11 protein-coding genes and 1 pseudogene are annotated in these 14,794 nt (G+C 34.9%); 5 read left to right on the top strand and 7 right to left on the bottom strand.

The window, feature by feature from the left end:
• Positions 1 to 32 precede the first annotated feature (32 nt).
• From MUA37_RS11395 to MUA37_RS11385, 3 genes are all read right to left on the bottom strand, one after another.
• Positions 33 to 2,147 carry a glycoside hydrolase family 31 protein gene (locus MUA37_RS11395; RefSeq protein WP_262624610.1) on the bottom strand — a complete coding sequence of 705 codons (2,115 nt, stop codon included), beginning with the start codon at positions 2,145 to 2,147 and terminating at the stop codon, positions 33 to 35.
• 135 nt (positions 2,148 to 2,282) lie between these two features.
• The gene (locus MUA37_RS11390) at positions 2,283 to 3,062 is read right to left on the bottom strand and encodes a DeoR/GlpR family DNA-binding transcription regulator (RefSeq protein ID WP_002509494.1); all 780 of its coding nucleotides are present in this window, start codon (positions 3,060 to 3,062) and stop codon (positions 2,283 to 2,285) included.
• 66 nt (positions 3,063 to 3,128) lie between these two features.
• On the bottom strand, positions 3,129 to 4,193 hold the full coding sequence (locus tag MUA37_RS11385; RefSeq protein ID WP_262624930.1) for an alcohol dehydrogenase catalytic domain-containing protein: 1,065 nt from the start codon (positions 4,191 to 4,193) through the stop codon (positions 3,129 to 3,131).
• A gap of 193 nt (positions 4,194 to 4,386) precedes the next feature.
• Between MUA37_RS11385 and MUA37_RS11380 the strand changes: the two genes are divergently transcribed.
• Positions 4,387 to 6,033 (top strand): ribulokinase, encoded by a 1,647-nt coding sequence (locus tag MUA37_RS11380; protein WP_262624609.1) that lies wholly within the window; start codon positions 4,387 to 4,389, stop codon positions 6,031 to 6,033.
• A gap of 168 nt (positions 6,034 to 6,201) precedes the next feature.
• Here the strand turns inward: MUA37_RS11380 and MUA37_RS11375 are convergent, their stop codons facing one another.
• Both MUA37_RS11375 and MUA37_RS11370 read right to left on the bottom strand, forming a co-directional pair.
• Positions 6,202 to 7,425, bottom strand: a complete 1,224-nt coding sequence (locus tag MUA37_RS11375; protein WP_262624608.1) for an Nramp family divalent metal transporter — start codon at positions 7,423 to 7,425, stop codon at positions 6,202 to 6,204.
• 28 nt (positions 7,426 to 7,453) lie between these two features.
• Positions 7,454 to 8,395: an agmatinase family protein gene (locus MUA37_RS11370; RefSeq protein WP_262624607.1), complete on the bottom strand. Its 942-nt coding sequence runs from the start codon at positions 8,393 to 8,395 to the stop codon at positions 7,454 to 7,456.
• A 308-nt stretch (positions 8,396 to 8,703) separates the two neighbouring features.
• Here MUA37_RS11370 and MUA37_RS11365 point away from each other — a divergent pair.
• The 3 genes and pseudogenes from MUA37_RS11365 to MUA37_RS11355 all read left to right on the top strand — a co-directional run bounded on the left by MUA37_RS11365 (position 8,704) and on the right by MUA37_RS11355 (position 10,893).
• Positions 8,704 to 10,028: pseudogene (locus MUA37_RS11365) on the top strand (amino acid permease).
• Positions 10,029 to 10,067: 39 nt separating this feature from the next.
• A complete protein-coding gene (locus MUA37_RS11360) occupies positions 10,068 to 10,547 on the top strand; it encodes an SRPBCC domain-containing protein (protein ID WP_002509500.1) in 480 nt (159 codons plus the stop codon).
• Between the two features lie 214 nt (positions 10,548 to 10,761).
• Positions 10,762 to 10,893, top strand: a complete 132-nt coding sequence (locus MUA37_RS11355; RefSeq protein WP_002509501.1) for a hypothetical protein — start codon at positions 10,762 to 10,764, stop codon at positions 10,891 to 10,893.
• 162 nt (positions 10,894 to 11,055) lie between these two features.
• Here the strand turns inward: MUA37_RS11355 and MUA37_RS11350 are convergent, their stop codons facing one another.
• Complete coding sequence (locus MUA37_RS11350) at positions 11,056 to 12,234, bottom strand: MFS transporter (protein ID WP_021459871.1); 1,179 nt, start codon at positions 12,232 to 12,234, stop codon at positions 11,056 to 11,058.
• 120 nt (positions 12,235 to 12,354) lie between these two features.
• Here MUA37_RS11350 and MUA37_RS11345 point away from each other — a divergent pair, with 120 nt between their 5' ends.
• Positions 12,355 to 13,245 carry a LysR family transcriptional regulator gene (locus MUA37_RS11345; protein WP_262624606.1) on the top strand — a complete coding sequence of 297 codons (891 nt, stop codon included), beginning with the start codon at positions 12,355 to 12,357 and terminating at the stop codon, positions 13,243 to 13,245.
• Positions 13,246 to 13,808: 563 nt separating this feature from the next.
• Here MUA37_RS11345 and MUA37_RS11340 read toward each other — a convergent pair.
• Positions 13,809 to 14,456 (bottom strand): FusB/FusC family EF-G-binding protein, encoded by a 648-nt coding sequence (locus MUA37_RS11340; RefSeq protein ID WP_262624605.1) that lies wholly within the window; start codon positions 14,454 to 14,456, stop codon positions 13,809 to 13,811.
• Positions 14,457 to 14,794 lie beyond the last annotated feature (338 nt).

The raw sequence follows: 14,794 nt of genomic DNA, 5'->3' as shown, positions 1-14,794 counted from the left end.
ATTTTAGAGTGACTGTAATATTTTATAATAGGTTATGACGAGAAATTATGATGAGTGGTGTCTGTTAAAGTGTCATCTAATAAAGGAATTGTGCTACCGTTAACTACAAAAATCGGAATAGTACCTAGAGTGACAGGTATTGTAATAGTTTGACCACCATCATAATATTGCTTTGTAAAGAAGTCTATCCAACCGCTATCATTAGCAGGTAAGTAAATTGATTTTTGTTGCTGTCCTTGTGCCACTATTGGAGCTACCAATAGATCCGGTCCAAGCATCCAAGCAGATGTATTAGTTAACGTTGTTGTATCCTCTTCAAAATCATAAAAAGTAGGGCGTACAATGGCTTCAAAATTTTGGTGACTCAATTGTTGTAATTTATCAAAATAAGGGACGAGACGTTCATGGAGTAACATTGCAGCTGTGATTTCTGGCATCACAGAAGGATGCATCCAAGGTTCATTCACCGTTGCATCACTATTCCAAGAATGAATCGAGAATCTTGGATAAAAGATACCGTTTTGCACCCATCTGACAAATAATTCAGGGTCCGGTTTAGGACCGGAAAAACCACCGATATCATGACCAAAATTATGTACTCCAGACAGACTTAATCCTTGTGCCATATAGTTATTGTATTCCAATGATTCCCAGCTTGTAGCATTGTCGCCTGTCCAAGTTTGGACATATTTAGACATACCTGCACAGCCCGAACGACTAATAATATATGGATAATCTGTAGCTGTCGCAGTTTGTTGAATTTCTCTTGAAGCCATAGACATTAATAAAGGCATAACTGCTCGATAGTCATTGAAGCGTTGACGTTGGCCATTAAATCCATACACTGTTGCGTTATCATCCCAAATTTCAAATTCATTATTATCATTCCACGTACAATTTATATGGTTATCGAGCAACTGTTTTTTAATTTGTTGTTGCCACCATGCTATTGTTTGTGGATTGGTAAAATCTAAATAATAACCTTGGTCATCCCAAAATTGAATTTTTAAAGGATTGCCATCACTGTCTGTAATAAAACCATTGAAAGCTAATACTTCTTCTAATAAAGGATGGTTTAGCATTAAAGATGGCTTGATATTAGCAACAATTTCAACATTGTTGTCAGTGAATGTCTGTCCGAAACCTTTTGGATCCGGAAATTTATCATAGTTCCAATTAAAGACGTAGCGTTTATCGTCGATTGACGTATAGCCAGAAGATAAGTGGAAAGAACGGACATGAATATTATGCTGCTGGCAGTCTGTTAAAAATTGGTTGAGTCGTTGTTGAGAGTGAGGTTCATCTGTATATTGCATTGTAGAACCTGAATAGGAAGCACTCCAACTTGGGAATAGTGTTGGTCGTCCAGTTAACTGACTGAAATGTTGAGCAACTGCTTTAATGCTGTTGCCACCTATCACATAGTAATCGAGAAAGTCAGCAGCTGTCTCATAATAACGGTAGTAACCATGATAGTTATCGAGCTCTTTCCCTAAATCGAAAACAGAACGTTGATAGTCGTCGTAAAATAAACCATATGATTGTTTAGTATCACGATGGTGTGTAATGTAAAAAGGAATATGTTTGTATAAAGGATCGGTAGATTGGGCATTGTAACCCATCGCATCAATATTGGTCATACGCATACGTTGACCATGTTTATCTACACCGCCTGTTTTTTCGCCTAAACCAAAATATTGTTCTTCAGACGAACGTGAGATATAGTGGCAAGTTGGATGTGTAGCGGCAATATGGTGTTGATAGGCTTGTGTTTTTCTATCACTAAATAATGGTAACCATTGTTTAGCTGTATTTAGTTGATACCAGTCACAATGCAAAGTTGACGTGTTGATGATTACTTTAAGGAGAGCGGTTTGAACAGTCAATGTGTCAGCATCTAGTTTTGTCGTAAAGTCAGGGAGGCTAAAGTTTTGGGTATGATAACGGGATAAGCCTTCATAAGGTAAAACAGTATCGAAAGGAGTTACAGTGTATGTAGGTAACTCAATGGGTGCTGTAGGTGTGAGTTTCATATTAATGATATGTGGTTCTAATATACGTAATGTACAATAGAAAGTCTGCTCATTATTTTGTAACGTAATGGTATGGGAATTTGGATAGGAAATGTGCGTGTGATTAGTATTCATGAATTAGCGCCCCTTTTATAACAACGTTGTTAATTTATAAAGTTATTATACCAATAACCTGTTTGTTAGGAAATAAACTAACATAGTAAAACTAACTAAGTTTATTTCCTATTATTAATAACATTGTTTTTGCACTTAGGTAGTAGTGGGGGTATCAATAATTATAAGTTGTTCGACATGTGCCTGATAATCATCCCAATTAATGTCTGAGTGCGTGTTATCAGTAATTAAGGTAGTAATGTGTTGGGAATTACAAACAGAGTATAATGAAACTTTATCGAATTTGGAACTATCAGCTAAAACATAAACCGCTTTTGCTTGAGCGACCATTTGTCTTTTAGTTGCAGCTAATGTGTCATTATAATGCGTTACACCTTTATGCGCATCAATCGCTGGTGTAGCTAAAAATAGTTTGAGCGGGTTGAATGAACTTAAGTTAGTTAGCGTTAACGCACCATTTAAAACATAATTATCTGGATGTAAAGATCCTCCTGTAACAATAATATGATGACCACTCGATTTTAACAACGAAGCAATATAAATATCATTCGTGATTATTGTCAAATTGTGTTTTGATTTTAAAGCATGTGCAAAGTGTAATGTTGTAGAACCAGAATCAATAATCAGTGTGTCATTATCATCCACGAAGTCAGCCGCTTTCTGGCCGATACGTCTTTTTTCATCATAAAAAGTAGTTTCACGATCATCAAAATTAAGTTCATCCCAAACTTCGGTATTATTTAACACGACACCACCATGTGTACGCTTAATTTGGTTGAATTGTTCTAGTTTGTGTAAATCACGACGAATAGTTGCAGCATGTACATTAAATTCAGTAGCTAAAGTACGCACAGTAGCTTGTTTATTAGTTTGTAAAAAATTAATGATGCGCTGTTCTCTGTCAGCTGGTAACATACAAAACACCTCAGTTTAATATTAATATAGAGTAATAAAGCTGTGTACGATAAAGTACAATCTCACTTACCAATGATATTGTAAGTAGGTTTTTGTCCAGCCTTTATGTTGAACTGTATCTTCCATAGCAGTAGTTAAATCTGCAGTATTGTAAATATCATAGGCTTGTTCAGGAATTAATTGTTGTAAAACTTGTTGATAGTTTGGGTTAGCAAAAGCAGCAATTAACTGTTCGAACTCTCTTTTAGTACTACGTGAACTACCGGACAGTGTTAATCCTTTTTCTAAAATGTCACGCGTATTAATACCTACTAAATCTTCTGTGACACCCATTAAAATAAGTTGACCTTGACGCTCAATTAAGTCAATGGCTTGATTGATTGCAGATTCTGAAAAATGAGCACCTGTACATTCAAAGACAGTGTGTACACCGCGATGTTGTGTGAAGTTATAGTCAAATACTAAGTGTGTTGTAGCAAATGACTCAAAAGCGGCTAGTTTTTGTGAATCCGCTCCAAAGACGATTAAGTTTGAAGGATGAATATCATATATAAAATGAAGTGCACTGGCTGCTAAGTAACCTACCGGTCCGTCACCAAAAATTGCTACTTGTGGTGCTTCTGTAGTAGTAAGTTGTTGTAGCTGATTAATAGGAAATAAAGAAACTGAACATAATTCAGCTAATAAAGCGACATCTTCATTTAAGTCTGACGGAATTTTAACGACATTATCACCGGGAACTACCATATGACTTTGACAAATGCCATCATATCCACTGCCCATAAATAATGCATTTTCATCGTAATTATCTAAAAGTTCAGTAGTAGGAAAACTAGTTTTACGCAGTCTTGAAGGAATATTGGGCACGATTACGACTTTATCACCTACATCTACAGTTGAATGTTTGGATTGTTCTACTACACCAATACCTTCATGGAATAAAGCCATTGGCAATTTTTTAGCTAATGCTTCTGGGCGACGCTTACCAGTATAGTAGCGCAAATCTGCATGACAGATACTTGCTTTTGTCGGTTTCACGACGATATCGCCTTCATTAAAATCATGTGACAGTGTAGTTTTTTCAAAGACACCAGGTGCGGTTAAACGATAAGCAGTTGATTGAATATTCATCATATACCACCTCAGAAAATGTTTGTTTTTGTTTATATTTCATATAATAAGCGATGAATTAAGAAAAAACAAACATAAATGAACAATGAAAATGTAGCTACTTGTTTATTAAGCGTTGTGTATATTGATTTTTTAGTCGATTTTGCTTATCATTTAAGAAAACGTTTCCATGTTAAAAGGACGGAGGGTATTTATGAGTTATAGTATAGGGATTGATTTTGGGACAAGTTCAGGGCGAGTGTTTTTAATTAATACGTCAACTGGAGAAATAGTAACACAATATGTTAAACCATATACCCATGGTACGATAGAAAAAAGTTTGAATGGTGTGGAATTACCACGTGAATTTGCCTTACAAAATGCTAATGATTATTTGGAAGTAATTAATGAAGGTATACCAGCTATGTTGGCTGATGTAGCTATTTCACCTAAGGAAATAGTGGGTATTGGTATTGATTTTACCTCATCAACTGTCATGTTTGTTGATGAAACGTTAGAACCAGTTCATAATTTAGCACAGTTTCAAAATAACCCACACGCCTATGTTAAATTGTGGAAACATCATGGCGCACAAGCAGAAGCAGATCAATTATTTACAACGGCACTGGCTGAAAAAAATCGTTGGTTAGGCTATTATGGTTTTAATGTAAGTAGTGAATGGATGATTCCTAAAATTTTAGAAGTAAACAATAAAGCTCCTGAGGTGATGGCAGCAACAAGCTATATTATGGAAGCTGGAGACTGGATTGTGAACAAACTGACAGGGAGAAATATTAGATCGAACTGTGGCCTTGGCTTCAAATCGTTTTGGGAAGAAGAGGAAGGATTTCATTATGATTTGTTCGATAAAGTAGATGGAGAACTTTCAGAAATTGTGCGTACTAAAGTCGATGCACCTATTGTTAAAATAGGTGAGACTGCAGGAAGACTTAGCGCAGATATGGCTGAACAACTAGGTTTAGATCCAGAAACACAAGTAAGTCCTTTTATTATTGATGCTCATGCCAGTTTGTTAGGCATTGGTTCACAACAAGATAAAGAAATGACTATGGTGATGGGAACAAGCACCTGCCATTTAATGTTAAATAAAACACAACACAAAGTGCCAGGGATTTCTGGTTCGGTAAAAGGTGCGATCATTCCAGGTATCTATGCGTACGAAGCAGGACAATCTGCAGTAGGAGATTTATTTGAGTATGTGGCTAAACAGGCGCCCGCTGCTTATGTTGAGGAAGCAACACAACTAGGTATTTCGATTTTTGAGGTGTTAAATCAAAAAGCAGAACAGCTCTATCCGGGTGAAAGTGGATTAATCGCACTTGATTGGCATAATGGTAATCGTAGCGTACTTAGTGACAGTCAGTTAACAGGTTGTTTGTTTGGTATGACATTGAAAACGACGCATGCAGAAATTTATAGAGCCTATATGGAAGCTACAGCATTTGGAACGAAAATGATTATGCAACAATATGAAGGATGGCAGATGACGGTAGATCGTGTTTTTGCTTGTGGTGGTATTCCGAAGAAAAATCCATTGCTGATGGATATTTATGCAAATGTGCTCAACAAAAAAATAACTGTAATCGATAGTGAATATGCACCAGCTATTGGAGCTGCAATACTAGGGGCGATTAGTGGTAATGCACATGCTACATTTGATAGCGCCATTCAAGCAATGAAGGAGCCAGTACTCTATGAAGTTGAGCCAGACCCAACTAAAGTAGAACGTTATCAAACATTGTTTGAAGCTTACAACGAGTTACATGATATTCATGGGTATAAAAAGGCGAGGATAATGCGTGAGGTATCACAATTGGCGACAGCTCCTAGGCCAGAATAAACTGAGGGAGTGGGACAGAATCTCGTTTTATTACAAAGGTTTCGTCGTACCCTCGGTAAGGATGACCAGAATTGAAAAAAGCTTAATGTGAAGCACATTTTAGCTTAGTCATCTACTGACAATATGAAAGGAGACTGGGATGAATTAATTCTGTCCCAGTCTCAATTATTATGCTGCAAAAATATTCTTAACGGCATCTATTAAACTATAAAGACCTAAAAATGTAACAACTAAGACAACAATAAAACTAATGATATTAAGTTGCCATGTATTTGCATATTTGCCCATAAGTTTCTTTTTATTAATAATAATTAAGATTAATATGGCAACAAGTGGTAAAATAATTCCGTTTAAGGCTTGTGCAATAAGTAATACTTGTAGCGGTTCAAAACCTAAAGCAGAAGTAATAATACCTATGATGATAATAACAACGAATACTGCTTTATATTTTTTGCTGCGCATACCACCTTTCCATCCTAACAAGCTACTTATTGTCGCAGCTGCTCCAGTAGGAGAGGCTATGGCAGAAGATAAACCAGCCGCAAATAACCCGATACTAATAATAATAGGAGCAAAATCTCCAAACACCGGTTTCAGCGGTCCCGCTAGCCGAATTACACTAGTAACTTCCTCGCCTTTAATTAAAGTTGCAGCAGAGATTAAAATGGCGGCAGAAATAACTCCGCCAATAGTAATTGAAATAATAGTATCCCATCTGGCAAATTTTAAATCAGTTAAATCTTTAAAACGTTCATGTACAGCAGTTGAATGTATAAAGAAATTGTACGGAACAACAGTGGTACCAATCAACGCGATAACTGTGAATATTGAACCATCTGGTATGGAAGGCACAAAGACACCTTGCAGTATGCCCATTACATCAGGTTGAATCGCAACCATCGTAATTATAAAAATAAGTCCCATAATAACCATTAATACAAGCATGATTTTTTCTAAGAAACGGTAATTCCCAAATAAGCCGATAAGTAAAATAATTACACCGATTACTGGTGCCACTAAATGCTCAGGCAAATGTAACAAATAAGAGGCACCTAAAGAGGTACCAATTAAATCTCCACTGATATACGCTGCACAGCCGATAGTAACTGCGATAAGTGTAAACCAGACAATGATAAATTTGCCGATTTTATGGGCAAACAATTCCTGAATTGCTTCACCCAAACCTTCTCGAGTGACAAGAGAAAGTCTAATAATCATTTCTTGTAATACAATCGTCGCAATGATAGAAAATACTACTGCCCACAATAAGCTATAACCAAAACCTGCACCACCTTGAGTCATGGTAGTTACAGTACCCGGGCCAATAAATGAAGCAGTAATAATCATTCCTGGACCTAAAGATTTTAGTGTTTTTTTAAAACCACCCAACATCAGCATCACATCCCCTGTTTGCTTAGGCCTATAATTTACCTAAATATTTCGCGTGACCTGCTAATACGTAAAGTACAGCTGTAGAGACAAAATGAGCGGAATTTTGATTGGCATCTTGCATTGGATATACTTCTACATAATCCATGCCACACAAGCCAAGTTTACCAAATTCATAAATTAACGTTAATAATTCATAAGATGTTATGCCGTTGCCATCAACGGGGCCACCCGGATTGAAGGCGAAATCTAGCACGTCACTACAAATAGTTAAATAGACGACGTCTACATCTTTACTAGCTAAAGCATAAATATCTTTAGCTAATTTTTTTAAGTTTGTTGCTTCGCGAATATCATTAATTGTTAAAGTCACGGCACCTGCTTGTTCGGCGTATTGGCCAGTTTCAGGTTTGTTACGCGGTCCGTGAATCCCTGTGTGGATAATACTTTCATTTCTAATACCTTCTGTTTCATATAAGCGCATAAAAGGCGTGCTTCGAGCATACTCCTCACCTTCATGATCGGGCATATTATCGTAATGTGCATCTAAGTGTATAATACCTACACGCTTATTCGTTTTAGTTAATGCTTTTAAGATTGGATATGTAACACCATGTTCGCCACCAAGGCCGATTAAAAATTTATTCGTTTGCCATAAATTGTAAGCAAAACTTTCTATATTGTCATAACTTTGCTTATTGTCATGCGCTACGAAAGGGACATCTCCCACGTCACCCATAGATAAATGTTTGCTGACATCAATATGATTAAGTTCGGGTAAGTATTGGCTATAACGAGCAGAAGATAAACGAATTTGTTTTGGACCTAATTCCACTCCAGTATAGTCTCCCCAAGTGCTTTCACCTTCAAACGGTACGCCATAAACAAGGACATCAGTATCTAATTCAGTTGCATGTGATAAATTCTTGCTGCCTAGAAAAGTTGGTACATTACCATAAATATTATTTTTCATCGTGAAATCAACTCCCTTTGTTAGTTTATTATTATATATAGTATAATTACCCATTTCAAATATTGTAGCGTAAGCGTTATCATCACTATGTTGTGCCATTAATTTATTTTTATGTAAAATGTTGATTAAATAAACAAAAATATTATAAAATTTAAAGATTGTTGAATTTTTTAGAAAAAAAGAATATTATACAATAAAGTATTGTTGAGATATGTTTATGAATGTACAATTGTTTGTTCAAAAAGGGGTTTGAATAAACTACATATTTATCATGCATACTTTAATCTAATAAACAAATGGGGAATTAGATGGCACATAAGTTAAATAGAGAGCTAAGCAATAGACATATTCAATTGATTGCTATAGGAGGAGCGATAGGCACTGGACTCTTTTTAGGTGCAGGCCAGTCGATTAGTTTGACGGGGCCTTCGATTTTATTGACCTACATTATTGTAGGATTTGTACTGTTTATGTTTATGCGTGCAATGGGGAAATGTTAATTTCTAATACGCAATATAAAACATTTGCTGATATTGCTCATGATCAAATAGGGCCATTAGCTGGATTTTTGACAGGCTGGACGTATTGGTTAACTTGGATTACTTCTGGCATGGCAGAAATTACTGCCGTTGCCAAATATGTTGAATATTGGTTGCCAGAATTACCAAACTGGATTACATCTCTTGCGTGTATTTTAATTTTAATGACATTGAACTTGGCAAGTACGAAAATGTTTGGTGAGCTTGAATTTTGGTTTTCTATTATTAAAGTAGTGACAATTATTGCATTAATCGTCATTGGTATTGTCATGATTTGTTTTGCTTTTAATACACATTATGGCACAACTGGCTTATCTAATTTATATTCACATGGCGGCTTTTTTCCACATGGTGCTTCCGGGTTTTTAATGTCCTTTCAAATGGTAGTCTTTTCATTTACTGGAATTGAAATTGTGGGTATTACAGCAGGTGAAACGAAAGACCCACGTAAGACGATACCTAAGGCCATAAACAATGTACCTATTAGAATTTTAATATTTTATGTTGGGGCATTGGCTGTTATTATGTCTATCATACCTTGGAATCAAGCAAATCCAGATAACAGTCCATTTGTAGCATTATTTGCATTAATCGGTGTACCTTTCGCGGCAGGATTGATCAATTTCGTCGTGTTAACTGCTGCTTCATCTTCATGTAACAGTGGAATCTTTGCAAATAGTAGAATTTTATTTGGATTAGCAGATAAAAAACAAGTGCATCCACTATTGTTGTCGATAACTGTAATCATGAATTACTTCATTCCAAATGCGACACAAGTATTTTTCTATGTTACATCTTTATCGACTATATTATTAATTATTAATTGGATGTTTATTATGCATGCTTACGTAAAATATAGTAAAAATGAAACTCAATCACATAAAACGAGTAGCTTCAAATTGCCAGGTGGTCTAACGATGGCGTATTTTGTGCAAATATTCTTCGTATTTGTGCTAGTCATTTTAGCTGTTAAACCTGAAACACGCAGTGGTATGTATATCACACCATTATGGTTTATATTCTTAATTGCAGTGTATTATAAAGCAGTGAAAAAAAGTGGAGATTTATCACTAAGCCGTGGTAATACTGGGTAATAAATATAATGGATTTCAATTAATGAGTGGAGGATTCTAATGGATATTAAATATTCACAAGATGACAATGGTGCATATCAAACTGCGAAAACATATATTGAAGCTACACCACAGACGGTTTTTAAATATTTAAGTACGACGGAAGGTATTCAACAATGGTTTCCACAATTAGAAGTGGACGAACGCGCAGTAGGCGGACATATTTACTTTCATTTAGAAGGTGACAACTATGAAACAATGCATATTACCGAATTTGCTGAGGACCAACGTATAAGTTATACATGGGATGTAGGAGAAGTAAAATTTCAGCTAGAAGCAGACAATAATAGTACGATATTAACGTTAGAAGAATATTTACCTTATACTTTTCCGCACATCATTTTAGATTTTGCTGGATGGCAATTTCAACTAGACAATGTGAAACATGTAATTGAGCAAGGTGAACCGATCGATCAACAAAACTTGGATTTTGAAAATAAAAAATTTGAAATAGCACAACACTTAAATATAGAACAGTGAAGTGTATACTGAGCTAGACTGTACACTACGTTGTGCAGTCTATTTAGTTATAGATAAAATACTTAATTAAAACTTAAAGAAAAATGATTTTTTATATTAATAAGCATTATAGATAATATAGTAAAGTAGATTTATCAAAAAATTTAAAAATTAAGTTTAAATAAAGTTATAAGTGGTAAAGTTAATATACATTCAACTTAAGGAGGAATTTATAATGAGTAAATTTGACGAATTTAAAGACCAAGCTGAAGACAAAGTGAATGAAGTGAAAGATGACAAAGAAAAACAAGAAGAATTAAAAGATAAAGCAAAAGATAAAGCGAATGATTTAAAAGACAAGTTTTAAAATATAGTCACTACGGTGATCATGTTGCCCAGAACATTAATAATGTTCTGGGCGTTTTTATGATTAACATGAACAGTGACATAGAGTCTTTAACATACTTAATGAGTACATTTTATTCTACTAATCAACATTATCAAAGGTGCAGTCACTAAATTTATTTTATTAGGTATTATACTGTTGTTGTGACGCTTTTTTGCCATGTACGAAATAATAAACACAAAGTGATACGATAACGAGTAGTCCCATGACAATATATAAATAACGATAACCAATAAATGGAATAATGAAGCCTAAAATAAATGGTCCAATACCAGCACCTAGATCAGCAAACATATAAAAAGTAGATGTGGCTAGACCAATTTTTTCTTTTGGTGACTGTTGGATAGCAATGGCTTGCGCACTAGGGATAACTGTACCGTAGCCAATACCAATAAAGATCGCAGAAATAAATAAAACAATACTACCATTTGTCATTCCTAGCGTTATCAACCCGATGATAAAACTAACGAGTACTGGATACATAATTTTATTTTCTCCGTATTGATCAAAGATTTTTCCAGTAATAGGGCGTGTAACAAATGTACTTACGGCGTAAACTATAAAAAAGAAACTGGAAGCGGCTGCCAAATCAATTTTAGCAGTGAAAACAGTCATAAATGATAGCACACTAGAATAGGCTATACCTACTAAGGCTGCGACCATTGCAATAGGTAGTGCTTCTTTTTGAACATAAGCTTGTATTCCAGAAGGGCGTGTTTTGTCAGTTGATGGTTTAGATAAAGGTAATTTTTTAATACTTAACGCAACAACAAATGCTAGTAAAATAACAATCAAGCAAAGTAAAAAGTTTCCTTGATAGCCTAAATTTTGATTGATAATAATACCAGCGAATGGACCGATAGCAGAAGCTACTGTGACACTTAAAGCATAATAGCCAATTCCTTCGCCTTTACGATTTTCGGGAATAATACGCGAAGACATAGTACCAGTTGCAGTGGATGATAAACCAAATGCAACGCCATGTAATAAACGAACTATCATTAAAATAATTAGACTGTGTATAGCAAAATAAAATGCTACCGTAACAATAGAAAATAAAATGCCACCTAACAAGACGTTTTTAGGTTGCATATTATCTATAATTCTTCCGGCAAATAATCTACCAAACAGCATACCGATGATAAAAATACCAGCTGCCAATCCTCCCATACTTTCGGAAGCGTTATATTTTTCTATTGTGAATACAGTAATGGACACAATAAGCGCATAATGTATGAGATACATTAAAAAATTAACAATAGTAATAAAGATAAAATCTTTAGACCATAGTTTGTCATACATAGTAAGACCTTCCTTTTAGTTGTAATATCAAAACAATTAATATTATAATAATTAAAATATACTTATGTATAATTGGAATTTGTGATATTAATATAAGTTTTACTAAAGTGAGGGGATTTGGTGAATTTTGAGCAACTGGCATATGTCAAAAAGATTTACGAAATGGAGTCTATGATTCATGCTGCAGAAGCGATTCATATTAGTCAGTCAGCTATGAGTCAATCAATAGCGAATTTAGAACAAGAACTAGGTTATACATTGTTTCATCGTTCACGTAAAGGGACGTTACCAACGCCAGAAGGTAAACAATTGATACCCTTTATTATTGATATTTTAGATTCGCGTGACAAGTTGTCAGCAGAAGTTGAAGCGATGACTTCTCATTTGAAAGGATCTTTAATTATCGCCACTATTCCTACTTTATTCAATAAAATTATCCCTAAGGCATTATCAGCATTTAAGAAAGATTACCCACATATAAATGTTGAAATTTTTGAAAGTTCACGTGAAGATATCATCCGGTTGGTAGAAAATAATGAAGTAGATATTGGTTTAATAGGTATTCGTGATAATGAACAACTTAGTTCAACTATAACCTTGCATTCATTAAATCGGACTAGTGATTTTAAATTAATAGTGCCCAAAAAATCTAAATTGGTGTTAAAAGATGTAGTGAGTTTAGAGGAAATACAACAATATCCATTTGTTTTATATGATCGTAGTTTTTATCAACATAATTTTAAAGAATTTGAAGAGGTTTATGGCCCATTAAAAATTGTGTTTCGCACAAATAACCCAGGAGTAGTGCTACGTACAGTAGCTGAAGGTTTAGGTGTTAGTATTGTGTCGAGTTTAATGTTGGAAGAAGATTTATTAATTGAAAGTGGAATGATTGAACAAATACCTATTGGCAATCCTTTTGACTATTATATTTATTTCACCGCTCTGACTAAAGGAGTGCAAAATAAATATTCTGTGGCAAATACCTTTATTACTTATATAAAACAGTAAAACATCAAGGTATCGAGCAAAAAACGCTCGAACATCATTGATGCATCCAGTTCATAGACTTTCGATGAAGTACTAACTTTGTTGGCAGTTTTTGTGCACGCTTTCCGCGGGCACTGCCTCAGCCTGTAGTCTTCGGCGAGTGCTATTCCCGCAGGAGTCGGCCCAAATCACTGCCAATATTATTTATTTTATTCATAGTCCATTTGGTATTACAGAAATAATAGCTAAAGTGGATTTCCATGCAAGCATCAGTTATATTTTTAGATAATACACCACATTTAGTAACTGTTCAGTAACAAACGATACACGTTGTTGTCACAATACAGATTTCTGTCACACTCCGCAGACTGTCAGCAGAGTTTCCAACTTTGTTGGCAGTTTTTGTGCACGCTTTCCGCGGGCACTGCCTCAGCCTGTAGTCTTCGGCGAGTGCTATTCCCGCAGGAGTCGGCTCAAGTACTACCAATGATAAATGACCGCTGTTATTTAATACATTAATTAATATATAAACAAATAACCCTTAGGCGAATTATCACCTAAGGGTTATCGACAGTCTGAAAGTACTACTGTGCTTCGATTTTCGTTAAAAATTGATAGAACTGCTGTATTGCTGATAATTGTTGATTACATTTCGTACTGTCTAAACAAATGTAATCACCTTTTTTAGTATAGCGCCCATCACTAGTAGCTTTTGTTTTTCTTGTAAATAACGTGACGTTGGATTGTTTATTACATATGGCACAAAATCCTTTGACGGTATTTTGTGTGATATCGCCATAAAACCCTTGAAGTTGATGATTATTATCATAATATATGATGTACTTACGATTTGATGCGATATCGTTCCAGCCGATGTACGTACTTTCTAATAAGACCTCATCACTTATGAATGGCGTTTTTAATTTTTTTACTTTTTTAAACACACGTTCGACTTGTTTTTTGGGCGGATGTTCAAAAGGAATAACATAGGACTGAAATGATTTGAGTACCTTTTCAGCTTGTGCTGTGGAACACTTTCTATTCATTAGCACTTCAATACTGTTAGTAATTTCAGAATTTGTGCTTGGGAAGGTTTGAAGTATGTCTTCTCGTACGGCTTCTTGAATAGATGTTACTGTTTTAGGGTCATTCACTGAATGATAAACATTGAGTAAATGTGCTATTTTATCTGCAATAAAGTTATATTGATATGGATATAGATTAAGATTCATTTTTTATTTTCCTTTCACAAAATATATTTTTAGTTAAGGTAATACTTTGTGAAAAGCGAATGATTTACAAAGCATTACAAAATGCATTGTGTATTAAGCATGTAGCATTTAGGTGCAACATATCATCATCTCCAATTTAAATGTTAAGTTGTTTATATCAAGATAGTTAACCATTGTCAACAGCGCTATAATTGTGTGATAAATCAGTCATTAGACTTGTGATTTTGAAAGTGGTACAATTTAATAATTGCTGTTATGACGAGTATAAAAGACTGTCATTTCAAGGCTTATTACAATTGTATTTTCGCGGTTCTTCAGCTGCTCAATGATAGTCAGCA

Source organism: Staphylococcus arlettae, assembly GCF_025560845.1.
GTDB classification, from domain to species: domain Bacteria; phylum Bacillota; class Bacilli; order Staphylococcales; family Staphylococcaceae; genus Staphylococcus; species Staphylococcus arlettae.
Note: the sequence above shows the minus strand (reverse complement) of the source record. Positions and strands in the feature narration are given on the sequence as shown.

Excerpts from the sequence above, each read along its gene's own strand:
- MUA37_RS11395 (WP_262624610.1), bottom strand. The coding sequence starts at position 2,147 with ATGAATACTAATCACACGCACATTTCCTATCCAAATTCCCATACCATT.
- MUA37_RS11390 (WP_002509494.1), bottom strand. The coding sequence starts at position 3,062 with ATGTTACCAGCTGACAGAGAACAGCGCATCATTAATTTTTTACAAACT.
- MUA37_RS11385 (WP_262624930.1), bottom strand. The coding sequence starts at position 4,193 with ATGAATATTCAATCAACTGCTTATCGTTTAACCGCACCTGGTGTCTTT.
- MUA37_RS11380 (WP_262624609.1), top strand. The coding sequence starts at position 4,387 with ATGAGTTATAGTATAGGGATTGATTTTGGGACAAGTTCAGGGCGAGTG.
- MUA37_RS11375 (WP_262624608.1), bottom strand. The coding sequence starts at position 7,425 with ATGTTGGGTGGTTTTAAAAAAACACTAAAATCTTTAGGTCCAGGAATG.
- MUA37_RS11370 (WP_262624607.1), bottom strand. The coding sequence starts at position 8,395 with ATGAAAAATAATATTTATGGTAATGTACCAACTTTTCTAGGCAGCAAG.
- MUA37_RS11360 (WP_002509500.1), top strand. The coding sequence starts at position 10,068 with ATGGATATTAAATATTCACAAGATGACAATGGTGCATATCAAACTGCG.
- MUA37_RS11355 (WP_002509501.1), top strand. The coding sequence starts at position 10,762 with ATGAGTAAATTTGACGAATTTAAAGACCAAGCTGAAGACAAAGTGAAT.
- MUA37_RS11350 (WP_021459871.1), bottom strand. The coding sequence starts at position 12,234 with ATGTATGACAAACTATGGTCTAAAGATTTTATCTTTATTACTATTGTT.
- MUA37_RS11340 (WP_262624605.1), bottom strand. The coding sequence starts at position 14,456 with ATGAATCTTAATCTATATCCATATCAATATAACTTTATTGCAGATAAA.